Genomic DNA, 23,252 nt, shown 5'->3' on the forward strand with positions numbered 1-23,252 from the left:
AGCGTCGGCTCTGCAGGTGCGGCTATCTTCGAGCCGAAATCCGCGGAAATCGGTGCTACCGGACTGCCGCCGGTGCTGTTAAAGTTCACCGTGTATTGGTTCGCTTCGTATTGCGCGGTCACCGTCAAGGCACCGGTCACATTGGTAAACTCCTTGTCCCAGCCCGTGAAGGTGTAGCCGGCTCTCGAAGGTGCCTGCGGTGCTGTGGCAGCTTCTCCTCGGTTCACCGTCTCCGTCTTCAACTCGGTCCCGTCCCAGTCCTCGAAGGTGACCTGGTAAACGCTGATTTTCCACTTCGCGTACAAAGTAATCCCGTCCAGCGGTACGGTATCCGCGGCAAAGTTCCATGCCTGCGTCAATCCCGAGTCCTTGTACCAACCGTCAAACGTGGAGCCTTCCAGCGTCGGCTCTGCAGGTGCGGCTATCTTCGAGCCGAAATCCGCGGAAATCGGCGCTACCGGACTGCCTCCGTTGCTGTTAAAGTTCACCGTATATTGGTTCGCTTCGTATTGCGCGGTCACCGTCAAGGCACCGGTCACATTGGTAAACTCCTTGTCCCAGCCCGTGAAGGTGTAGCCGGCTCTCAAAGGTGCCTGCGGTGCTGTGGCAGCTTCTCCTCGGTTCACCGTCTCCGTCTTCAACTCGGTCCCGTCCCAGTCTTCGAAGGTGACCTGATAGGCTGCGGCTAGGCTGTGCCTTAAAAGCCAAACGTCATAAGTACTGCGACCGGCTTCTTTATCATTAATTAGGGCGGACAGCTTCCCGTCCACATCCAAAAAAGGAATACTCGTGCCATATTCATCATTCAAAGCTGGCAGGCTTGACGATACATCGCCTTGATATGCCCCCGTATCGTCGAAAATTTCGAAATAGGAATGATAGGTATCAGGTTCGGTATTATAGTCCAAATAGGAAGTTCCGAGTAAAAATCCTCCTTCCGGAAGAAGGATCGGTTCGGATATGCCTCCCCATGAATTTAGATTCCGTATCAGGGTCTCCTCTTTGTATGTAGTTCCGTCGGAATTGTAAATTTGGAGTGCCGCGCTCCTGGAGCTGGTATCGGCTCCCGTCTTCTTTTGATAAATAGCCAAAAACCTTCCGTCCGGCAGGGCTTTCAGCCATTGAACCTCATTTCCGTTCTCACCCCGATTTGAAATGACGAAGGAGTTCTGCCCATTGACCTGGATCGGGGTCGATGAATCGTTATTAAAAATCATTCCTACGTAGTTGGGGTTATAATATGAAATCATAATCATATATTTGCCGTTCTCTTGGGCTGCAATATCATGGGTATATTGCGATCCCGAAATCCCCGCCAAAGAAGTGACGGAAAGCTGTGCGGCGTCCACGGGATTCCCGTCCGGCTGAAATTTTCTTAAAGCATAATTACTGCCGTTCGTCGCCCATACAAACGCCAAATTGCCGTTGGACAGCTCGGCAAATTTCGTAAAGCGATTCAATTCGCCTGGACTGGAGTTGATTTTGGTCGCCTCGACGACTTCCGTACCGCTTTGATTAATGATCTTAAAGTAAGTATCCGTAAATCCCTTACCTGAGCTGCCGCTATACCAATATACGAGGATATTGCCGTTCGAAAGCCCCTCGTAAACAATCGTATCGCTCTGGTCATTAGTTCTGGGACCAATCGCCGGAGCGGGCAGCGATTCGAAAGAACCGTCAGGATTCATAAGAATCAGATGGTCCTCCGGAATGGAATAGTCCTGCCAATACACAAGGAGCTTGTCCCCCAACAGCACCGGTTTCAGAGGCGCATAACCATCTTGGGCATCATTAGTCTCCACATCCACCCGGACAGATCCGAAATCGATATCGGCTGCGGATGCTTGCGGGGATAGCCAAGAGAATAAAACAAAAAATAATAGTACGGGAATAAATAATTGTCTCCGTTGCAACATGCCTCACCTCCTTGATTTTAAATATCAAATTTTAAATATATTTAAAATAAACTATAATATAACCTGTCCCATATGAATAGTATTAAAATGTCGAAAATTACCGTTTTTTTTGCAATTTATCCGGCAGAACAGCAAAAAACGATTAAAAAATCCAAGAGAATACAAGAAAAGACTTCCCTAAGGCGAAATCATCCTTGGTAAAGTCTTTTTTCAAATTGGATTTAGTCTAATGTTGTTTTCCCGTTATGCGTGCTCTGGTTCAACATGGACATGCACCGCATAAACATCATGCTTGTTCAATAATGCATCTTCCACATTAGTCGAAATATCATGAGCCTGTTCAATGCCCAAGTCGGATTTGACCGTTATTACGACATCGACGACTGCATTGTTGCCGTAGTTGCGAGCCTTCAAATCTTTAACATCATCCACACCTTCAATATTCGTGACTTCATTTTTGTAGACTGCAATTAATTCTTCATCAAAACCATCCGTGAGATAGTGTGTAGCTTCACGAAAGATATCCCATGCGGTCTTACAAATCAACAACCCTACCGCCACTGCTGTTAACGGATCCAGCCAAGGCAGGCCAAATTGAGAACCAACAATTCCGACAACAGTACCGAAGCTTACCCAAGCATCCGAAATATTATCTTTTGCGGCAGCCATAACAGCCTGACTCTTGATTTGGGTTGCAAGCTTTTTATTATATCGATAGACAAAATACATGACCGCGGCACAGAAAATGCCTGTCCATCCCGCTATAAGATCCGGGGATTCACTCTTTCCACCAAAAATGGATGGAACTGCTCCAAATAGTACCTGTAGGCCAACCGCCATCATAATAAATGAAGACACTAATGATGCGACCGTCTCAGCTTTCCAATGACCGTACATATGATCTTTATCGGCCGGTCGTTGCGCAAGCCTCAAACCGATTAAGACCGCAAGGGAAGCTACAATATCGGTAGCATTGTTTAGCCCGTCAGCTTTTAATGCTTCAGAATTTGACATAAAACCGATTATCAGTTTTATGGCCGATAGGCAAACATAAGCAACTATACTTATGATTGCTCCTTTTTCGCCCAATTTCAAATTACTATATTTAAGTTGATCCACCAGCCGAATCCCCCACCGTTCTCTAATATTTCCTACCCTCGTTCCATGGTATCACCCGGATATAAAGTGGGTCTAGAGAAACGTTTTGACGCCCGCGAAACATAATCTGACGGCCGAAAGAGTTTAATAGAGAACAAAAAAAATTGACCGGGGCAAACTTAATTTGCCGAATGCATTTTGATACTGTGGAAAAAGATAGCCTGCTTCCTATGACACGAGTTTAAGTTATTTTTTATCTTTAGGCATTTGCCGCGAGCGGAATGGGTTGAAGTCCATAGACTGTAGTCGAGTAAAAATATTGAGGAGGTTATCCATGGATACCAATTATCAGCAAATCGCACTGAGTTGCATGAATAAATATGTTGGTATTACTACTACTGACGGACAGTCTCATGACGGGTTTATTGCACATGTTGGCCAGGACTACATTACTCTTGCAATTCCTTCATCCGACATGAACGGAATGCCCGTCAATGCATCTACGTACAGACAATTCGGATTCCATCCAGGTTTTTTCCCGCGCCGTCGCTTTTTTCCGAGACGCATCCCATTTCCTTTTATCACCAGCTTGTATTTGCTTCCGTTTTTCATTTAGAGTGCTTACTCAAAATAGAGTCGGTTTTGCAAGAAACGTGGTTTTTTCGTGATTTCACGTAAAAAGGCTCCCTCTCGGGAGCCTTTCGTATTGCGGTATTTCAGGGTTTTAGAACCCTTTATTACATCATTCCACCCATGCCGCCCATGTCAGGCATAGCCGGTTTTTCAGGTTCCGGTTTGTCGGCAATTACAGCTTCAGTGGTCAGGAACAAGCCAGCTACGGAAGCGGCATATTGCAATGCGGAGCGGGTTACTTTCGCCGGATCGACGATCCCTGCGTCAAACATGTTGACCCATTCGCCAGTAGCAGCGTTGTAGCCGATGCCTACTTGCTCTTTTTTCAGGCGGTCAACGATGACGGAGCCTTCTTCGCCAGCGTTAGCAGCGATGGTGCGAACCGGCTCTTCCAGTGCGCGAAGCACGATTTCGGCACCGGTTTTTTCGTCGCCTTCCAGGTTCAAGGAAGCCACAGCGCTATATACGTTCACGAGGGCTACGCCGCCGCCGGATACGATACCTTCTTCAACCGCTGCACGCGTAGCGTTCAGGGCGTCTTCGATGCGCAGTTTGCGCTCTTTCAATTCGGTTTCGGTAGCCGCACCGACTTTGATTACCGCTACGCCGCCGGCCAATTTAGCCAAACGTTCTTGCAGCTTCTCTTTGTCGAATTCGGAAGTCGTTTCTTCCAGTTGTGCGCGGATTTGGTTAACGCGGGCGTTGATGTCGCCCTTGTCGCCGCTGCCGTCAACGATCGTCGTGTTTTCTTTAGTAACGATAACTTGACGAGCATTACCCAGTTGTTCCACGGAAGTACTCTTCAGATCAAGGCCCAGTTTCTCGGTAATCACTTGACCGCCGGTCAGAGCGGCGATATCTTGCAGCATTGCTTCGCGACGGTCGCCAAAGCCAGGCGCTTTAACGGCTACCGCGCTGAATGTACCGCGCAGTTTATTCACGATCAGCATCGCTTGCGCTTCGCCTTCGAGGTCTTCGGCGATAATAAGCAGCGGTCTGGATTGTTGAACGATCTTCTCGAGGATCGGCAGGATCTCTTGCGTGCTGCTGATCTTCTTGTCAGTAATCAGGATGTAAGGATTGTCGAGCACGGCTTCCATTTTGTCCGTATCGGTAATCATGTACGGGGAAACGTAACCGCGGTCGAATTGCATCCCTTCAACCACTTCCAGCTCCGTTGCGAAGCCGCGGGATTCTTCAACGGTAATAACGCCGTCTTTACCCACTTTTTCCATGGCTTCGGCGATCAATTCGCCAACTTCTTCGTCGGCTGCGGATATCGCGGCAACTTGAGCGATCGATTGCTTGCCTTCGATGGCTTTGGAGATCTTCTTCAGTTCTTCTACTGCGGTGCGGACCGCTTTGTCGATCCCTTTACGGAGTCCGATCGGGCTAGCGCCTGCAGTCACGTTCTTCAAGCCTTCGCGGATCAGCGCTTGAGCCAGAACCGTTGCTGTAGTCGTACCGTCACCGGCAACATCGTTGGTTTTGGTAGCTACTTCTTTAACGAGTTGAGCGCCCATGTTTTCAAAAGCGTCTTCCAATTCGATTTCTTTAGCGATCGTCACGCCGTCATTCGTGATGAGCGGGCTGCCGAATTTTTTCTCCAATACCACATTGCGGCCTTTCGGTCCGAGCGTAACTTTAACTGCGTTAGCCAAAGTGTCGACCCCACGAAGCATGGAGCGGCGTGCGTCTTCACTGAATTTGATTTCTTTTGCCATGGTTAAATTACCTCCCTGGTTAATATGAATGGTGAAGAATTAGTTGATGCCGTGCTTGCTAACAACACGGTGATATAATGCTTTCGCCTTAGCCGACGATTGCGTGAATATCGCTTTCTTTCATAATCAAATACTCTTTGCCTTCATATTTAACTTCCGTGCCGGCATATTTGGAGAACAGCACGCGGTCGCCTTCCTTCACTTCCAAAGGTACGCGGACTCCGTCTTTCAATGCGCCGCTACCCACAGCGACTACTTTACCTTCCTGCGGCTTTTCTTTAGCCGTGTCCGGAAGCACGATACCAAAAGCGGTTGTTTCCTCTTGTTCGATCGGTTCTACCAATACGCGTTCACCTAAAGGTTTGATCATGAAAAAATAGCCTCCTTTAAATATGTTGTGTTAATGGATAGATGTAATCTATGTATTAGCACTCGACATCCTCAAGTGCTAATAACCACTTTTATGATACTCAACTTAACTGCAGATTTCAAGTCCCTGATCCAATTTTTGTTTCCGATTGCGAAAAAAAATGGACGAACACACCCTCACCATTTTATCCTCCGGCACATAAAAATATTCCAACCTTTCCCTGAGGCCAGCAAGCCGCCGGTTAACCTGCATTTTCCTAAAAAAAGACACCCCCGCTAATGCAGACATGTCTCTAAGTTAGTCATTATTTATATTTTGATTCCCGCTCCGCATCGGCTGCCAGCTGTTTTTTGTATACCCGTTTGGAAAGCATCACACTCAGTTCATACAGAAGCACGAGCGGGATCAGCACAAGAAATGCCGAAAAAAAGTCCGCCGGAGTTATCATTACCGAGATGACTACCAGAATAAAATACGCAACCCGTCGCATCTTCTTTAGCCGAATCGGGTTCAAAATCCGTAGTTGTGTCAGGAACAAAATCACAAGCGGCAATTCAAACAGCAGAGAAATCGGCAGAACGATGTTCAGCAAAAATTTGAAGTAGTCCGCCATCCCATACGTTTCAATCAGCCCCAGCTGTTTGTTAAGCGAACCTGTAAACGACATCGCTAGCGGGAAAACGACGAAATAACCAAAAGCGAGTCCCGCCAAAAAACAAATAAAGACGAACGGGATGTACTTAAGCGTAGCCTTCTGTTCCGCAGGCTTCAGCCCCGGGCTTACAAATGCCCAAACCTGGTACAACGTAAACGGCAAAGTGATTCCCAGGGCTACAACCATAGCGATTTTCATGTAGACGCCGACTCCATCCCAGAAGGAGAACGCGTTCAATTCGATCCGGACGCCGGAGAGCGCATTCACGGTCAGATAATGATAGATCGGATCCACAACGAAGAACGCGGCGACCAGAACAAGGACGAACACGGACAAGACATAAAACAGCCTGCGTCTCAGCTCCGACAAATGATCGAACACGCTTTGATTATTTTTTTCCTCCGCCACAGGCCAGCCTCCCCGCCATCCTAGTGCAAACCTTACATACAAAATCCCTCCCGGACTAGGAAGGGATCGCAGCCATTTATATTCCTCACGGACTCAAGTTATTATTCGGGCAAACGCCGATGATCGGTCTTCTCGGGCGATGGGGTCGAAGCTACTGGCGCCTCCGCCTTCTTCACCTCGGGTTGATCATCCACAATATCCCGGGTGGCATCTTTGAATTCACGGAACGTACGACCAACCGCCCGTCCCAGTTCCGGCAATTTATTCGGTCCGAACAGCAGCAATGCCGCGATAACGATTAACAGAAATCCGGCTGTCATGCTCGACTCTCCCTCCGCAACAATAGGATTTCAAACCTCATTTAATATAGTAATACCATAACCTATATCACAAAATTAGTCCATCCATCCGATAATATTGCGTCAAATAAAAAGAGCCGTTATAAATTAAAGACGGAATTGGCCGGTTACCATCAATAACGCTTCCGGAAGTTGATCCATAATGGCAGCCAGATTTTCATGCACGCCCTTCGGGGTTCCCGGCAAATTTACGATCAAGGTGCGGCCACGGATGCCGACAATACCGCGAAACAGCATCGCTCCTCTATTTTTTTGCATCGACGCATAACGCATCGCTTCCGCCATTCCCGGAACTTCCCGTTCTATGACTCTCCGTGTCGCTTCAGGAGTTACGTCACGGATCGCGAGCTCTGTACCGCCTGTCGTCAGCACCAGATCGGCTTGAAAATAATCGGTCATCTCGATCAGGGCAGCAATAATTTCATCAGGTTCATCGGGAACAATGCGATATTCCACAATTTCGCCGCCGAGTTCTTCTTCCACCAGTTCCCGGATTACCTGGGCGCTCGTGTCTTCACGTTCACCTCTAGCTCCTTTGTCGCTTGCCGTTAGGATCGCTGTTTTCCAAACCATGAGTCACCCTCCTTATCCAATTCTCGATACGATTACTGATCGGCTTCGATTTCTGCCTGTATCTAATTGCCCCGTACGTAATCACCGCTCTTTCCGCCGCTCTTCGAACGAAGCTGCGTCGGTCCGATCACCATATCTTTTTGCAGTGCTTTGCACATATCATAAACGGTAAGCGCAGCGGACGATACCGCCGTGAGCGCCTCCATCTCTACCCCGGTTTTTCCTTCGGTCTTCACGGTAGCCTCGATATAAAGCCGGTCCGTCCCATTATCACTGAATACGAGATTAACGCCGGTCAGCGGTAGGGGATGGCACATCGGAATCCAGTCCGATGTCCGCTTGGCTCCCTGTATTCCGGCTATTTGGGCTACGGCAAGCACATCGCCTTTCCCGATTCTGCCTTCCTTGATCGCCAGAAGCGTCGAAGGTAGCATAGTGATCGTCGTTTCCGCGACGGCGATACGAACCGTAGATTCCTTGCCCGATACGTCGACCATCCGGGCTCTTCCCTGTTCGTTAAAATGAGTCATTTGGCCTTGACCTTCTGCCGAATCCATTATGTGTCTCACTACTTTCCTTCTATATATATGGTACCGGACTCCGTAAACAGCAAGTCCAGTTTAAAATCATGCTCTTCCATGGGGATCAAGCCGGACAGGATCTGTTCCTTGAACGCCAGTGCGGCTCTTAACACGGGTTCGCCATTCTTCGCCTGGGCTTCTAGCGCCCTTCTTAATTCAGCCATGAAACGATCATAATATCCTGCGCCGAATCCGATCCGGCCTCCCTGCAGGTCATAAGCCAAGCCCGGCACGAGGACGAAATCAATCTCGCCGTAGCGGCTGACCGGCCATTCGGGAATATGGCTGTCCGGTTCAGGAATGCCCCATGTTCCGGATACGAGATCCTGCTCTGCGGGCAAAAGATGCAATGATATTCTGTCGTTTCCGGCCACTTTAGGTACAAGCACCACGTCGCCCCGTTCCACACAGTTTCGCAGCAGCGGGCGAGTGTCCGGTTCATCCCGAAACGACAAATAACTGAATACCGTCAGCTTGGAACCTTTACGGGCCCGTAGCGGCCGCAGCACCTCGCGCTCGGCATGCATGCATGCCTCCAGCGATTGCCGGCTTCGGGACTCCGAGGATATCCCGGAACGAACCCCGGTCATCACTGCTCTCAGCCCTCTTTTGCTATCCCTGATGTCCATCTCAAGAACTCCTCCCCCGCCAACGACGGGACTTGCTATATCTTTCCTTAGTGTATCATTGTTGAGGCAAAATGAAAACTGAATCGGGATCGCTCAAAGCCCGGCCCTCCGGGAATGAGCGGTGCATTTATGCGTTATTTCATGTACACTATTTAAAGATAGGGAGTTATATAGGAGGATCGAATAAGATATGCTGCTTCAAGCTACTGATATTACCAAGCTTTACGGTGTCACCACCATTCTGGGAGGAATTGGCCTGCAGGTTCTTGAACGGGACCGGATCGGTCTCGTCGGCGTGAACGGTGCCGGCAAATCTACCTTCCTGCAAATTTTAGCGGGGGAATTGACACCGGACGGCGGTCAAATATTCAAAGCAAAGGAAACCAAGGTCGGTTATCTTGCGCAAAATAGCGGTTTGCAATCCGATCGTACCATTTGGGAGGAAATGCTTGACGTGTTCTCCGACCTGACGGAAGCGGAACAGGAACTCCGGCGGATGGAGCTGCAAATTGCCGATCCGTCTCTGCCCCATGAAGATAAAGCGTATCAGGAACTGCTGAGCCGTTACGCAACCAAATCGGACTGGTTCAAAGACAACGGCGGCTATGAGATAGAAACCCGTATCCGCAGCGTGCTGCACGGCATGGGCTTCGGCTCTTTCCCGCCGGATACGATCGTTTCCACCTTGAGCGGCGGCCAGAAGACCCGGCTTGCGTTAGCGCGAATTCTTTTGCAGGCTCCGGACCTGCTCATGCTGGATGAGCCGACGAACCATTTGGACATCCAGACACTGACCTGGCTGGAAGACTATTTGCGCAATTACTCCGGTGCCCTGCTCGTCGTTTCCCATGACCGCTACTTCCTAGATCGCCTTGTTACGGCAATCGTGGAAATCGAACGGCATCAATCCCGCAGATACACCGGGAATTACAGCCGCTACATTGAATTAAAAGCCGTGGAATATGAGAGCCAGATGAAGTTGTACGAGAAGCAGCAGGACGAAATTGCCCGGATGGAAGGCTTCATCCAGCGTAATATCGTGCGTGCTTCAACCACCAAGCGGGCGCAAAGCCGCCGCAAGGCCTTGGAGAAGATGGATGTTATGGACCGGCCGCTCGGGGATTTGAAGAAAGCTAATTTCACTTTTGAAGCCGAAATCATGAGCGGCAAAGAAGTGCTTCATGCTGACGGGTTAAGCTATGCCTTTGAACCCGGCTCTTCCCCATTGTTCCGGGGCGTATCTTTCTATCTGAGGCGCGGAGAAACAGTCGCGCTGATCGGGCCGAACGGAATCGGCAAATCGACGCTTCTGAAAATATTAACCGGAGATTTGCAGCCTTCTTCCGGCTCCATCACATGGGGAGCCAAAGTCAAGGTAGGTTATTATGACCAGGAGCAGAGCCATTTAAATCCGCAGAACACCGTGCTGGAGGAAGTCTGGAACGACTTCCCCTATATGGAGGAAGCGCGAATCCGCAGCGTACTCGGCAATTTCCTGTTCAGCGGCGAGGATGTGCTCAAGAAAATTTCAGCCCTCAGCGGCGGCGAAAAAGCTAGAATCGCACTCTCCAAGCTCATGCTTCAAAAGGCCAATGTCCTGATTCTCGATGAACCTACCAACCATTTGGATCTGTTCAGTAAAGAAGTGCTTGAATCGGCCCTGCTGGATTATGACGGAACGCTGCTGTTCATCTCCCATGACCGTTATTTTCTAAACAAAATGGCGGAACGGATCGAAGAGCTTCATCCGGGCGGCGCAGAACATTTCCTGGGTAATTATGACGACTATTTGGAGAAAAAGCAGGAATTGCAAGATTTGGCCGCCGAACAGGCCGGTTTAGAAGTCTCGAAAGCGAGCCCGAATGACCGAAATGCCGATAATGAAAACTCGGCTGGAAAAGCGGGAGCGGCTACGTTTGAAGCGGATAAGCAAGCCAAGCGCCAGGAAAGAGCCCGTCAACGCAGACTTGAGCAATTGGAAGAGGTCATTTCCCGGTTGGAGCGCGAAATTTCAAGCCTTGAAGCGGAATTGATGCTTCCCGAAGTATATCAGGATTATACAGCGCTGCAAGAGCGCCAATCCGTTATCGATAAAAACAAATCCGAACTAACCTCTGCCTATGAAGAATGGGAATCACTCGCCGAGGAATAATTTTAAAAAAAGTTCAAAAAAGATAATTCATCCTTTATACACATTGATATCCACAACGATGATATGATATTCACAAAAAAAACGACCCCCAAGGTCGTTTTTTTAACGTTTTTCCGCCCTATTTTAAAAAATGTACAATTTATCCACCAGGTTATACACATTATCCACAGTTTTCAGAAAAAAATGACTCAATTTTCGAGATGAAGCTCAATTCGTTGGCAGACAAGCTTTCAAACTATTTTCAATAAGCTGCCTGTCAAGCTGTGGATAATCTTGTCCACAGCTTGACAAAAGAATTAGAATCGTAGTATGCATCCTTGAAACCTATCATCCCATCCCCAAGTGATTGTTCTCCTCGCATGAAATTTCCCAGGCCCTTAGTTCGTAGTTCTCAGTTCCTGATTTTATGAACGGATCTCGCTCGGCCAGAGCCTTTGCTTCCTCCAGATTCTCAGCCTCAATAATGACCATTCCGCCGGGAACATCGGCAAAAGGTCCGCACATGACGAGCTTTCCCATCGATTGCAAATCTCTTAAATACGCGACATGGCTGCGGATTAATTCCTCATTGAAACTTTTTCCGGGATTCATCGAGAGCAAAATCACATACTTGATAAATGTCTGATTTTCTGCTGATTTCGACATAGATTTCTTCAACCTTTCCTTCTGATGCTATTCTCCCAAAAAAATCGACTTTACTCTTTGCGGATCACGCGTTAACCGTAAACCATCCGAAATACCTATTGTCATTTCTGCAAAAAAACACAATCATTTCAATAGTAATTCAATAAAATCTGTAAAAAAAAGGAGAGTATGAAATGAAGCTGGTAAAAATCGTCTCCCTCACCGCACTAGGGGCTAGTCTTGCCTTTGTCGGAGGGTGTCAGTTGTTTAGCGTTGCTGAAAGCTCTTCATCTTCCGCGCCCTCCTTCAAGGAATCCTCTTTGCCGGGCGGTGGGATGGCATTTCCGCACAACGAACGGATTCATCTGTCGACCGATCAAAAATGGGTAGCTTCGGAAGGCCATTTATCCGACCTGATCCGGTTGCAATGGACCGCAGACCGGGCAAAACCCGCCATTTCTTGGGCGGACGAAAAGGGAAATGACAAAACGGCCATCGTCTCCCACGATAAAGCGAACAATCCTGAACAGCATGATCATAAGCATATTTCCATCGAAACCACGATGTCCCCTACAGGGGAGAACAAGGACCAGTTGTTTACCCGGCTTGAAATTCCGTACGATGCCGATGTGGCGGAAATTCGCACGCACTCATCTAACTTTAATGTAATGGACGGCATTCTCAGGGTTGCCGCCGAAGGTAACCGGGACATTCAATTTGCCAAAACCGGTAAGGATAACGCTACGACTCCGCTCTGGAGCCTCCGTACGAACAGCGGAGAAAAAGGCGGAAATTCCGGGGCCGATTTCAATATCATTCGTTATGACGATAAGGGCGAAGCCGTAGACAGTGCTGTAACCGTAAGCCGCAGCGAAGGCAATGTCGGCATTGGAACCGCCACTCCCGAGAGTAAACTCGATGTCAATGGCGATAGCCTGCGCATCCGCGAATCCAAAACGCCCGCTTCAGCCAATGCGCCGGGTAATCAGGGAGATATCGCCTGGGACGAGAACTACATGTACATCTGCGTGGCCAAGGATACTTGGAAGCGGACCGAGCTTAAGTCATGGTAACGCCTTTCCCGCTTTCCTCATCTCTGCCTTGCTGAGGTTCATAATAGTCTCTTGATGAGGGAAGAAGGGTCACGATCTGAATCACCAATCCGAGCGTCATGTAGATGACATGGATGACGGAGGTCTCTTTAATAATATATAGCTGTACCATAATCCAAATGATCAGAGCAAACGCAGTATACAAGGAGAATGTCCAGGACCAGTGCATCGGCCTGAACAAATTCAACTTCTCACCCAGTGCCCATTCCTTTCTTCGCAGCAGCGAAACCATAATGGCCAGCGGTCCGATTCCCAGGACGATCAGGAGGATTAATCCCGGGATCAGGAAGTCGGGAAAGATCGGCACCTTCATCATGTCCGTAGGCATGCCGATCATCTCCCCACTGGGGTCTATCACCAGTACTCCCCCTCCAAAAACGGCTCCCGCCCCCAACACCCCTTGAAGCAAGATTAGCAGTTTTACGGCGAACGGCATACTTCCTTTTTTGTTCATATGTATTCCCTCTTTCTCTTCTCGTTTGTGATTTCCCTCACATGTGCATACAAAAAAAGATGAAACCTTGGCGATCTCATCTCGTTGTTAGTCTTACTTTATCACAAGATCATCAGTTTGAACATCTTGGGTCGCTTGCTTGAAACAATAGCAGCAGCCTTGTTAGAATAAACAAAAACGACCGGTGAGGATGTTAAAGTATAGGCCGGTTCCTAAAGTGGGGGCACATCATATGGCACGAATGGTTGTTAACAGCATAACCGAACTCGTCGGGGATACACCCGTGGTAAAAATAGGGCGTCTAACCGGTGAGGAGGACGCCGACGTTTACGTCAAACTGGAGTACTTTAACCCAAGTGGCAGTGTGAAGGACCGTGCCGCATCCCATATGATTGCCGAGGCGGAAAAAGCGGGGCTGCTCCAGCCCGGAGCTACCATTATCGAGCCGACCAGCGGCAATACCGGAATAGGTCTGGCTATGAACGCTGCCGCAAAAGGATATAAGGCGATACTGGTCATGCCGGACAATATGACCCGGGAGCGGATCAACCTGCTCAAAGCCTACGGCGCGGAAGTCGTGCTGACTCCTGCCGAAAAACGGATGCCCGGCGCAATCGAGAAGGCTCTGGAACTACAAGCCGAAATTCCCGGCAGCTTCATTCCCCAGCAGTTTCGAAACTTCGCAAATCCCGCTATCCACAGGCTCACGACCGGACCGGAAATTGTCAGGCAGATGGACGGCAGACTGGATGCCTTTGTGGCCACTTCAGGCACCGGAGGCACCATTACGGGCACCGGCGAATATCTGCGGGAGCATATCCCGCAGATCCAAATCATTGTCGTGGAACCCAAGGGCTCACCGGTCCTGTCCGGTGGACAGCCGGGACCGCATAAGCTCGTCGGCACCAGCCCCGGCTTCGTTCCCCAAATTCTGAACACGAACGTCTACGATGAAATCGTTCAGGTGAAGGATGAAGACGCCATCCATACGGTGCGCCGCCTTGCAGCCCTGGAAGGTATCCTCGTCGGCCCGTCATCCGGAGCATCCGTCTGGACAGCTCTCGAGCTTGCACGAAAGCTGGGAAAAGGAAAAGCAGTCCTATGCATCGCTCCGGACAATGGGGAAAGATATTTAAGCATGGGGATCTTCGATTGAGCGATTAAGCTTCATCCATCCCGCGGCGTAATCCACCAACGCCTTTTGCGGCATCAGCATCGCAGCGGCTCCGGCAATATTTCCGCGAAGCACTTTGCCCGCGTCACGTTCAAAATCAGCTCCGATTTGCTCAAAGTCGCCGGAGTCGGTCTCAATGTCGCGGAATTCAGCCCATTGTCTCCGGCCCTTCACGATCATGGGCGCTTTGCTGACGATTTCTTTTTTTCCTGGATAGTCGGCCCGGTATTCCGCCAAATGAATCGAGGTATTGTTGGCATGTCCTACGCCAAGCAGCAGGACCCACCCCTCCGCATCATAAATCCGGGCCAGCGGAGACCGTTCCCCGAGCCCGAAATCCAGGCCGTGCTCTCCGGTGATCAGGTCGGCGTTCGCCCCTCTTGCGGCAAAAGAAACATGCGGATGTCCGCTGCGCTTTACTCCGCCTTGCTTGCGGAACAGCTCCGGGATAATCCCCATATGCCACAGGGGCGTCAGGTCGGGATCGTAAGCCGGCATCTGCTCACGGATCGTATCCCACCACTCGGCGGGGACGGGAGGATTCTCCCAGCCGGACGGATCGCTCAGATCATTCGAGTGGGTAGGCACCACCATCGTCCCTGCAGGTCCAAGGACTTCCTCCAATGCCAAGATCATGGCGACCGGTCCACCAGCAACCCATTTTCCCAACGCATTAAAGGAGGAGTGCACGAGCAGCGTCATTCCTTCCCGAACGCCTAACGCTGCCAGATCCTCACGCAATGTGGCGACGGTTATAAGTGTTCCTTGAATCTCTTCCATCCAGGCAAATCCCCCTTATCGTTCTCTCATGATGTCATGAAGCTTAGCCTTGTTCTCCGTCCAATTGAATCAATGTACCCCCGTCTTCTTCCTACTTGGATCAACGGAACGCCGTAGCCGCAATGTGTTGAGGCAGCATAGCCTGAAATCTTTCTCCCATCAAATCTCATCCTGTCTTAGTCAGGCTTTCCGGCTGCGCATGCCCAACAATAATTGGATGCCGGTATCGGCAGAATCCGCAAAGCTTTTATATTCCGGGGAATCCATGGCGTAAATGGCAATTCTCCCGTCATCGTCATAATGAACGCCCCAACCGAATTTCTTCGGAAGCGCGGAAGCGCGAAGACAAGCATGTTTTTTCGCAAACAGTTCATCCCGTATCTCCTGACCGCGCCGGCTCAACTCTTCAGCGGAAATTTGCTTATGCCGGATATGCGTCTCGAGCAGCAACTCCGGATAATCATAACTGTAAGGATGTTCGGTCAACAGCTCGTACTGGATTAAATGAACAGGCATATTCCCTTTTGTTGAAACCGGCACAATCCCCTTAACGGCCGGACAATCCGGCGACACCAGGATGAACGTATTCTTATAACTCACTCATTCACAGCCCCTTCCCTTCCTGCTTCAAGCAGCGGTTCATACATCATCAGCGCGTGGTTCTCCGTCACGTATTCGTCCTTGACCAAATCGCCTTCCGGGTTAAAGATCCTGCGAAAAATCAGGTTATGCCGGATATGCCCGCCCCAGTATTCCCGGGTAATCTTATGTTCCCGTTCATATACCTCATAACGATGCAGCGGTCGGTTAGCCGATCTAATTTCTCCAATCAGATCGTGTTCATTCAAATATACATGAAGCTGAAAAGGTTCCGCTGTCGGGTTGTACAACTGCAAATCCAAATAGTTATAAGAGCAGGTCGCCCCGCTTCCAAAAGGCTGGGTCCGCCCCGAATCCGGAAATACATCGTAACTGTGGCGATGGCGTTCCTTCACTTCAAGCGGAGAATGAAGCGCCATCCAATACAACAGATTCGTAAGCTGGCATAACCCGCCTCCAATCCCCTGCTTGTATTTTCCGTAATGAAGCACCATTCCGGGGACATAGCCTTTTCTCCGATTCGGTTTGCCGACCCTCCGCCAGAAGGAAAAGGTCTCGCCGGGCTGAATTGTAAGTCCGTCAATGCGCTTGACCGCGAGCTTCAGATTGATGATCTTGTTGTGCTGTAGCTGCATATCTACATCCTTTAACTGACGGAGCAGAATACTGCGATGGGTCGCCACCTGATGGGAGAGAAGCTCTTTTTGCACTCCGGCAGCGATTTTTTCACCGCCAAACCACCAGGTACAGTAACGTCTTAACCGATAGTACCTCGTTCCGAGCCATACTCTTGCTTTGGATCGTTGCACGGGTTTCAGCGAATGGAACAGATTCAAATCAATCCCTCCAATACGGCAGTCCAACATTAAACATCCCAATGAATTGTCGGAAGTTGTGGTGTAGTTTCCAACATTATACACAGTTTCGCTGTAAAAAAAGAAGCGCTAAATGGACTTTTCTGCAGCTTAAATCATCTCATTCTAATGAAATACCTGGAAAACCTCCAGTTAATTGAATTGAAAATGACTCAATTTGAAAGTTAACTGGAAAGCATCCATTTATTATTTGGTATTTATGAGAGATTAGGCGCAGTCCGCAAAATTAGCTGTAGGTTTTCCATTTAAATTCGAAACTTAGATTGGACAGCCGCATCCCCGCCTCCCATACACTCCTAATCAAACAAAAACGGATGGACAAGGAATTAGGCTCACTCCCGCGTCCAACCGTTTTTAGTTCAAAATCGAATCAGGATTGCGCCGGAGCTTGTCCGGTCTTGCTCTTGGCCAATTTCAAGTAACCGTGCACATTCAGCATTTCGCTGTCATCCTCAAATCGAAGCCGTATGCCTCCGGAAGCCTCCAGCATATAGGAACGAAGCGCCGAAGCACCGCCGCCCAGCACATAAAAACACTCGATATCAGGGTACTTTCTCCAGCGCTTGCGGATGAGATCGACCAATTTTTGCGCGGCACGGCTGAAGTACATGTCCACGATCGGACGAATGTCAGCCTTTCCTTCGCCGACCCGCTGCACCGTAAATTCCCGGTTTCGGATCCGACCGATCAGCTTCGCGCGGCTTGGAAAATGATAACCGTACTGATCTTCGACATCCCTGATGATGGAATCCAGGTATCCCGCCAGTCCGAATTGCTCTCCTGTACTGAATTGGTTATCGATATTCATCCGTTTTACAACCGGAAAATCCGTCGTTAACGCCCCAATCTCGCAGATGCCGATACAGCCATTATGTATCTCGTCATTTTTTACCTGCAATTGTTCATTGGTAGCAAGATGGTACAAAGCGGCAGCCCCCTCTACGGATACTACGGCCCTGCGAATGATTACTCTAACCGTTCGGCCCCGAAGTTCGGGAGTTGAAAGAAACGCAACCTCGTGTTCTCCGACCAAACGTTCTTCAAAGACATGCTGGAAAGCAACGAACGTACGAACGGGAAGACCCGTTCCGATAATATACTCCGCTTCCTCCAGCCCGCTTGCGGCGGGATAAGATTGACCGGCAATTGCGGCATAGGCAAGTGCCGTCAAAGCAACGACCAGCGACTGGTCGCTTGTAGCCTTGTTATCCGTTTCTTCCAGTTCGGAATTATCCTGATCCTCCATAGCCAGCAATCCTACGAAATAACGCTGATTGTTTCTTTTCAGCTTGGGACTGCGGATTTGCACATCGAGCGCTTTAAGGGGGGAATCCTCCTCCTGAAGCACGTGTCTGTCATATCCCGGAGACACGATACACGGAATAAGAATGGGACGCGGAGAGCCGTCAACGACAACCTTGACACTGTCATTTCCGACATCGATACCGGCAACTTTAATCATAATTACCTCCTCGACTTTTTAGGTATTCTCGCATTTTTTGCATGTGAAAGGTGCATTGACGGGGCTATGCTTGGCGCGCATTACCCCACTTAGTACACTTGGCTCATCTAGCGCATTTAACATACTTAGCGACTTAGCACACATAGTACTCTTAGCCCACTTCATGTATTTGCACATTTGCGTTTTGCGTATTTACCAATCTTTTACTGAGTTCGCGTTTTTCCGACAAAATCCTTCTTGTTCCAGGAATGTTCGAACATTTTTTTTACAGGGGAGGGATTTGGAATGTTTTGCCGAATTAGTACATTTGGAATAAAGACTTTCGCCCCTTTACAAAAATTGCGAATTACTCATTAGATTCAGGAGGAACACATGAAATTTAGATTCAAGCCTGCAAACAAGCGTTATACCATTCTTATCGTACCGGAAGGGACCAGTCCCGTATTCCGGTTTAAAATGCGTTTTACCCTCATGTTGTCCATGCTCATTACAGCGGCGGTAATTATTTTACTGTTACTGATTCTTGCCATGGCGAATCGCAGCCACTCCAACCGTATAGTTTCCCTGGAAGCCGAACTTACGTCTTCAACGGACCGACTGCAAAGTACGGTCGACGACAAAGAACAGGCCATCGATAAACTGCTTACGGAACTTTTGGACCTGTCCGAAAAATCCAAAACGATTGAGTCGAAAATGTTGGAACTTGAAACGCTGGAAGCCGAATTAAAGTCGATTACGAGCGGCAACAGACAAGCTAACGGCACAAATACGGCTGTTGCGAATCCATCCGCGCAAGCCCTGGATCAAAATGGCGGAGTAGGTGGCGAATCCATCCCTTTATCGGATGAGGACGTCCGGGCCTTGATTGCCGAGACTAAGGAAAGCATCACCATTTCTTTGAACGAAATGCCGGATTTGCAGAAACGGCTTAAACAAACAAAACTTAACGTGGAAAAATACAAGGAAATGATGATGATTCTGCCGACCTATTGGCCTACCGATTCCACGCGGATCACTTCCCATTTCGGAAAACGGAGCGATCCTTTTAGCAACCGACTCACCTCTCATAATGGCCTGGATATCGGCGGTAATTCCGGGGACCCGGTTTATGCTGCGGCCAATGGTAAAGTCACGGATACCGGATACAGTTCCGCAAGGGGCAACTTTGTAACGGTCTCCCATCCGTCGGGACTGCAAACCATCTATATGCATCTGAAACAAAATATCGCCGCCAAGGGAGACACCGTCAAGCAGGGGGATACTATCGGACTTCTGGGTTCCACCGGAAGAAGCACCGGGCCCCATCTGCATATTGAAGTCATCAAGGGCGGCGTACCCGTCGACCCTTTAAATTATTTAACTATTCCTGGAGAGGATGACAAACTGTAATGTTCAAGAACAACAAAACCGTCAAGCTGGATCCGAATTCGACCGATACCCTGATCGGAGAAGGCAGTATTTTCGAAGGCAAAATTACTTCCGGCGCCGGAGTCCGCATCGAGGGACACATCATCGGAGATATCGAATGCGAAGGGGATGTCACCGTCGGCGAAAAAGGGGACGTCAAATCCAACAACATTATTGCCAGAAACGTCATTATCGCCGGAGTCGTAAACGGCAACGTCCAGGCAAGACAGAAGCTCTCTATCACATCCAAGGGTAAGCTGTACGGCAACATCTCGGCCGTCTCTCTCTCCATTGAGGAAGGAAGTACTTTTGAAGGGACCAGCCGGATGGAGGGCGGCTCCGAACCTTCCGCTCCAATCGCGGTAAAGGAATCCGCGGCTGCTGCAGAACCGTCTTCCTCCGCTCCCGACAACCATCAGAAACAGGAAAATGGCGCTACACCTTATAAAGCTTGGTAAGCTCCGGTAAGCCGAGTGCCTACCGAAACTATGTAAATACAAAAAGAGCCGCATTCCGGGTGTAAAGTTGCACACGGATTGCGGCTCCTTTTTAGTTAAATGACGGATTCATGGATTCATTAGTCTCTCGGATCTCTGGTCTGTCCGATCGACCAGGAAGATAGCGAGAGTGAAGGCTCGGCTTTAAGCTCCATCCCGGAAAACTCACCGTGTTTCCATTTCAGGTAAGCGGCGGCTCCGATCATGGCGGCATTGTCGGTACAGTATGCCAGCGGCGGAATGGACAGCGGGATGCTTTCCTTTTCGCAACGCTCGCTCAAAGCTCCGCGCAGGCCGCGGTTAGCGGCAACCCCGCCGCAGAGCAAAAGCTGGACAGCTCCGGTTGATTTGACCGCCCGGATAGCTTTCTCCACCACCACATCGATCACCGATTCCTGAAAACCGCGGGCAATCGCGGCCTGATATCCATCTTCTCCACGCATCTTGTGCTGGTTCACCGCGTTCAGCACGGCGGACTTGAGCCCGCTAAAGCTGAAGTCGTAAGAATCCGGTTCAAGCCAGGCGCGGGGAAGTTCTTCTGACACTTCCGACGAAAGCGCCAGTTTGTCGACATGCGGCCCGCCTGGATACGGGAAGCCGAGCGCGCGCGCAACTTTGTCGTAAGCCTCGCCAACCGCGTCGTCTCTGGTACGCCCGATCAGATCAAAACTCCCTTCCCTCTGCATAAGCACCAACTCCGTATGCCCGCCGGAAACGACCAGTGCCAGACAAGGATACTGAATCTCGCCTACCAGCCGGTTCGCGTAAATATGCCCGGCGATATGATGCGTGCCGATCAACGGCTTGTCCAGCGCGAAGGCAAGACTTTTGGCCGCCATAATCCCGACTAGCAGAGCGCCTACCAGGCCCGGCCCTTCGGTCACGGCCACCGCCGACAATTGCTCAAGTGAGATACCCGCTTGGTTCACGGCTTCCTCCAGCATCAACGTAATGCTTTCGACATGTTTGCGGGAAGCGACCTCCGGTACGACGCCCCCAAAAGCCTTATGCGTCTCGATCTGGCTGGCGATCAAATTCGACAGCACCTCTGTCCCGTTCTTGATCACCGCAGCCGATGTCTCATCGCAACTGGTCTCCACCGCAAGTATATAGCAATCCTGATTCAGCAATTTCAGTTCCTTCCTTCCTCTACTCCGCTGCCGCTCTCTTGCTCCGGCAGCTCACACCACATAATAATGGCATCCTCATGATTGTCCGAATAATAACCTTTGCGTACTCCCGCAGGTATGAACCCCAGCTTCGCATATAACGATTGCGCCACCAGGTTCGAAGCCCGCACCTCCAGCGTCATGCGCTCCAGACCTAATTCTCCCGCCCAACCCATTATTTGACACAGCAGCCGTTCACCCAAATGTTGTCCGCGGTAGGCGGTTCTGACCGCAATGTTGGTAATGTGCGCTTCATCCACGATCGTCCACATTCCGGCGTAACCGGCAGGTTTTCCGTCCACATCCATAATGATGTAACGAGCGAAATGGTTTAGCGTCAATTCGTTACGAAAGGCTTCCTCGCTCCAAGGCAGCGTAAAGGACTCATGCTCGATCACCATGATATCCGGAATATCTTCAAGTTTCATCGAACGAAATTGCACTCGTTCCGACTCCTCAATGCTCAAACTATTCATTACAGGTCCCCCTATCGCTCGCGGAGCCGCTTGGCTTCGGCTTCGGCCAACTGGGTATAGTTCGGCTCCAACGCATGCACATCATCGCCCCCACGCAGCAGCGCGCGGCGAGCGCCGGCCAAACCGATCCAGATCCCCTCAAGTTCATAGGGAATCAGATGCAACGCTTCGCCCAAAATCGGCCGAAGTGCCTCGACCGGAGGCTCATGCTGCGCCGTTTCGCCCACGAACCACACGCCGGACGGTCGATCCTCCGGCGCCAGCGAATTCAGCAGGCCGGCCAACTGCTCCGTCCAGCTCGCCATCAGCCGGATTCCATCCGGCTCCAGGCGCTCCGGCATCCTGCCGGCCTCTGCGGCAAACAGCGCGGTATACGCCTGTCCGCGCCGCGCATCAACCAGCGGGATGATCCAATGCCCGGCTGGCCGATTTGCCTCCGCGGCGGCTCCGTCAGTCCCGCTGCGGTCCCCCGTGGCCGGGTCAGACTTGGCGGCCTCCGCTAAATCGCTCAACGCGCGGCCGAGCTCGGCCGCGTCCTGGCCTGCGCTGCGCGCCCATCCTCCAAGCGCGATCGCCTCCAGGCTCGATACGCCGAATACCGGCAGGCGTAGCGACCATGCCAACGTCTTCGCCGTCGTAACGGCAATCCGGGCCCCGGTGTAGGAACCGGGCCCCATACCGACGGCGATGCCGTCCAGCTCCGCCTTCGCTATGCCTGCGGCGGCAAGGACATCGCCGATGGCGCTGACCAGATACGCCGAATGATTGCGTTCGGCGTGAATGTTCGTCTCGGCCAACAGCTTGCCGTTCTCCATGACGGCAACCGCCAGGGAAGAGGTCGATGTATCAAACGCCAATAACCGCTGCAGCGGCCGTTTTTCATGCTTTAAATGATTCATATAGGTCAGGCTCCATTCTCTCTCAAGGTGTTGATCCAGGCTTCGTAAGGTTGACCGGAGCCTTTTAAGTAAAAAGTGCGTTCCGTTCCAGCCGACGATTCTATGTAAATATGAAGCACTTCCGGCGGTAAAATTTCCTCAATCAAACTTCCCCATTCCACCAACGTAACGCCGGAACCGAAAAAATACTCATCCAGCCCGAGTTCTTCGGCCTCCTGCAGCGACAGCCTATAGACATCCATATGGTAGAAAGGCAGCCTGCCCTCATATTCCTTAATTAACGTAAATGTCGGACTGTTAACGGTATCGCGCACATTCAGATGCTGGGCAAACCGCTGGGAAAAAGCCGTCTTCCCCGCCCCCAGATCGCCATCCAGCGCAATTACCGTCCCGGGCACCGATTGACGCGCCAAAAAAGCGGCGAGCTTGTCCGTCCCGTTCAAATCCGCCACCTCATAAATATAACCCGCAGTTTCCTTATCAAATATCCATTCCATCGGTTACCCTTCCTTTACGTGAGCCAGCAAGACAACCCGGATCTCATCGGCCACGGCCAACAATCCGCAACGCACCCGGCATAGTCAGCTGGCATAGTCAGCTGGCATGCGACATCACACCCAGCATT

25 protein-coding genes are annotated in these 23,252 nt (G+C 50.4%); 6 read left to right on the forward strand and 19 right to left on the reverse strand.

What is annotated here, in order from left to right:
• On the reverse strand, positions 1–1,916 hold a 1,916-nt coding region (locus DFP94_RS25490), incomplete at its 3' end, for an InlB B-repeat-containing protein (protein WP_181873102.1).
• A 243-nt stretch (positions 1,917–2,159) separates the two neighbouring features.
• Complete coding sequence (locus DFP94_RS11245) at positions 2,160–3,035, reverse strand: cation diffusion facilitator family transporter (protein WP_114496570.1); 876 nt, start codon at positions 3,033–3,035, stop codon at positions 2,160–2,162.
• 313 nt (positions 3,036–3,348) lie between these two features.
• On the opposite strand from DFP94_RS11245, the gene DFP94_RS11250 reads away from it, so the two are divergent.
• Positions 3,349–3,630 (forward strand): phosphatidylinositol kinase, encoded by a 282-nt coding sequence (locus DFP94_RS11250; RefSeq protein ID WP_114496571.1) that lies wholly within the window; start codon positions 3,349–3,351, stop codon positions 3,628–3,630.
• A 121-nt stretch (positions 3,631–3,751) separates the two neighbouring features.
• On the opposite strand, the gene groL is transcribed toward DFP94_RS11250, so the two are convergent.
• The 7 genes from groL to DFP94_RS11285 all read right to left on the reverse strand — a co-directional run bounded on the left by groL (position 3,752) and on the right by DFP94_RS11285 (position 8,946).
• Complete coding sequence (gene groL, locus DFP94_RS11255; RefSeq protein ID WP_114496572.1) at positions 3,752–5,371, reverse strand: chaperonin GroEL; 1,620 nt, start codon at positions 5,369–5,371, stop codon at positions 3,752–3,754.
• An 88-nt stretch (positions 5,372–5,459) separates the two neighbouring features.
• Positions 5,460–5,741, reverse strand: a complete 282-nt coding sequence (groES, locus tag DFP94_RS11260; protein WP_114496573.1) for a co-chaperone GroES — start codon at positions 5,739–5,741, stop codon at positions 5,460–5,462.
• Between the two features lie 304 nt (positions 5,742–6,045).
• Positions 6,046–6,804, reverse strand: a complete 759-nt coding sequence (tatC, locus tag DFP94_RS11265) for a twin-arginine translocase subunit TatC (RefSeq protein WP_114496574.1) — start codon at positions 6,802–6,804, stop codon at positions 6,046–6,048.
• A 101-nt stretch (positions 6,805–6,905) separates the two neighbouring features.
• Complete coding sequence (locus DFP94_RS11270) at positions 6,906–7,124, reverse strand: twin-arginine translocase TatA/TatE family subunit (protein ID WP_114496575.1); 219 nt, start codon at positions 7,122–7,124, stop codon at positions 6,906–6,908.
• A gap of 126 nt (positions 7,125–7,250) precedes the next feature.
• Positions 7,251–7,736, reverse strand: a complete 486-nt coding sequence (locus DFP94_RS11275) for a MogA/MoaB family molybdenum cofactor biosynthesis protein (protein WP_114496576.1) — start codon at positions 7,734–7,736, stop codon at positions 7,251–7,253.
• 62 nt (positions 7,737–7,798) lie between these two features.
• Positions 7,799–8,266, reverse strand: a complete 468-nt coding sequence (gene moaC / locus DFP94_RS11280; RefSeq protein WP_114496816.1) for a cyclic pyranopterin monophosphate synthase MoaC — start codon at positions 8,264–8,266, stop codon at positions 7,799–7,801.
• Positions 8,267–8,304: 38 nt separating this feature from the next.
• Complete coding sequence (locus DFP94_RS11285) at positions 8,305–8,946, reverse strand: 5-formyltetrahydrofolate cyclo-ligase (protein ID WP_114496577.1); 642 nt, start codon at positions 8,944–8,946, stop codon at positions 8,305–8,307.
• A gap of 190 nt (positions 8,947–9,136) precedes the next feature.
• On the opposite strand from DFP94_RS11285, the gene DFP94_RS11290 reads away from it, so the two are divergent.
• Positions 9,137–11,098, forward strand: a complete 1,962-nt coding sequence (locus tag DFP94_RS11290) for an ABC-F family ATP-binding cassette domain-containing protein (protein ID WP_114496578.1) — start codon at positions 9,137–9,139, stop codon at positions 11,096–11,098.
• 327 nt (positions 11,099–11,425) lie between these two features.
• On the opposite strand, the gene DFP94_RS11295 is transcribed toward DFP94_RS11290, so the two are convergent.
• A complete protein-coding gene (locus tag DFP94_RS11295) occupies positions 11,426–11,743 on the reverse strand; it encodes a YciI family protein (RefSeq protein ID WP_114496579.1) in 318 nt (105 codons plus the stop codon).
• A gap of 173 nt (positions 11,744–11,916) precedes the next feature.
• Between DFP94_RS11295 and DFP94_RS11300 the strand changes: the two genes are divergently transcribed.
• Complete coding sequence (locus tag DFP94_RS11300; protein ID WP_114496580.1) at positions 11,917–12,795, forward strand: hypothetical protein; 879 nt, start codon at positions 11,917–11,919, stop codon at positions 12,793–12,795.
• Here DFP94_RS11300 and DFP94_RS11305 read toward each other — a convergent pair.
• Entirely contained in the window at positions 12,782–13,288 is a 507-nt protein-coding gene (locus DFP94_RS11305; RefSeq protein ID WP_114496581.1) for a hypothetical protein, read from the reverse strand. The genes DFP94_RS11300 and DFP94_RS11305 overlap by 14 nt on opposite strands.
• Before the next feature lie 232 nt (positions 13,289–13,520).
• Between DFP94_RS11305 and cysK the strand changes: the two genes are divergently transcribed.
• On the forward strand, positions 13,521–14,444 hold the full coding sequence (cysK, locus tag DFP94_RS11310; protein WP_114496582.1) for a cysteine synthase A: 924 nt from the start codon (positions 13,521–13,523) through the stop codon (positions 14,442–14,444).
• Here cysK and DFP94_RS11315 read toward each other — a convergent pair.
• From DFP94_RS11315 to DFP94_RS11330, 4 genes are all read right to left on the reverse strand, one after another.
• A complete protein-coding gene (locus DFP94_RS11315; protein ID WP_114496583.1) occupies positions 14,421–15,242 on the reverse strand; it encodes an AAC(3) family N-acetyltransferase in 822 nt (273 codons plus the stop codon). The genes cysK and DFP94_RS11315 overlap by 24 nt on opposite strands.
• A 180-nt stretch (positions 15,243–15,422) precedes the next feature.
• Positions 15,423–15,842: a DUF6157 family protein gene (locus tag DFP94_RS11320; RefSeq protein WP_114496584.1), complete on the reverse strand. Its 420-nt coding sequence runs from the start codon at positions 15,840–15,842 to the stop codon at positions 15,423–15,425.
• Positions 15,839–16,708 carry a VanW family protein gene (locus tag DFP94_RS11325; RefSeq protein ID WP_425459254.1) on the reverse strand — a complete coding sequence of 290 codons (870 nt, stop codon included), beginning with the start codon at positions 16,706–16,708 and terminating at the stop codon, positions 15,839–15,841. The genes DFP94_RS11320 and DFP94_RS11325 overlap by 4 nt, the downstream gene beginning before the upstream one ends.
• Positions 16,709–17,087: 379 nt before the next feature.
• Complete coding sequence (locus DFP94_RS11330) at positions 17,088–18,179, reverse strand: ParM/StbA family protein (RefSeq protein WP_114496586.1); 1,092 nt, start codon at positions 18,177–18,179, stop codon at positions 17,088–17,090.
• 372 nt (positions 18,180–18,551) lie between these two features.
• Here DFP94_RS11330 and DFP94_RS26280 point away from each other — a divergent pair, with 372 nt between their 5' ends.
• Together DFP94_RS26280 and DFP94_RS11340 are read left to right on the forward strand one after the other, a co-directional pair.
• A complete protein-coding gene (locus tag DFP94_RS26280; RefSeq protein ID WP_114496587.1) occupies positions 18,552–19,568 on the forward strand; it encodes a M23 family metallopeptidase in 1,017 nt (338 codons plus the stop codon).
• Positions 19,568–20,044 (forward strand): bactofilin family protein, encoded by a 477-nt coding sequence (locus tag DFP94_RS11340; protein ID WP_114496588.1) that lies wholly within the window; start codon positions 19,568–19,570, stop codon positions 20,042–20,044. The genes DFP94_RS26280 and DFP94_RS11340 overlap by 1 nt, the downstream gene beginning before the upstream one ends.
• Positions 20,045–20,163: 119 nt before the next feature.
• Here DFP94_RS11340 and tsaD read toward each other — a convergent pair whose 3' ends face one another.
• The 4 genes from tsaD to tsaE are packed head-to-tail and all read right to left on the reverse strand — an operon-like array spanning position 20,164 to position 23,124.
• Complete coding sequence (gene tsaD, locus DFP94_RS11345; RefSeq protein WP_245954725.1) at positions 20,164–21,213, reverse strand: tRNA (adenosine(37)-N6)-threonylcarbamoyltransferase complex transferase subunit TsaD; 1,050 nt, start codon at positions 21,211–21,213, stop codon at positions 20,164–20,166.
• A 2-nt stretch (positions 21,214–21,215) separates the two neighbouring features.
• Positions 21,216–21,728, reverse strand: a complete 513-nt coding sequence (gene rimI / locus DFP94_RS11350) for a ribosomal protein S18-alanine N-acetyltransferase (protein ID WP_245954733.1) — start codon at positions 21,726–21,728, stop codon at positions 21,216–21,218.
• Positions 21,729–21,739: 11 nt separating this feature from the next.
• A complete protein-coding gene (tsaB, locus tag DFP94_RS11355) occupies positions 21,740–22,627 on the reverse strand; it encodes a tRNA (adenosine(37)-N6)-threonylcarbamoyltransferase complex dimerization subunit type 1 TsaB (protein ID WP_114496590.1) in 888 nt (295 codons plus the stop codon).
• A 5-nt stretch (positions 22,628–22,632) separates the two neighbouring features.
• On the reverse strand, positions 22,633–23,124 hold the full coding sequence (tsaE, locus tag DFP94_RS11360; RefSeq protein ID WP_114496591.1) for a tRNA (adenosine(37)-N6)-threonylcarbamoyltransferase complex ATPase subunit type 1 TsaE: 492 nt from the start codon (positions 23,122–23,124) through the stop codon (positions 22,633–22,635).
• Between the last annotated feature and the right edge of the window lie 128 nt (positions 23,125–23,252).

Origin of the sequence: Fontibacillus phaseoli, assembly GCF_003337355.1 — a bacterium.
GTDB lineage: Bacteria > Bacillota > Bacilli > Paenibacillales > Paenibacillaceae > Fontibacillus > Fontibacillus phaseoli.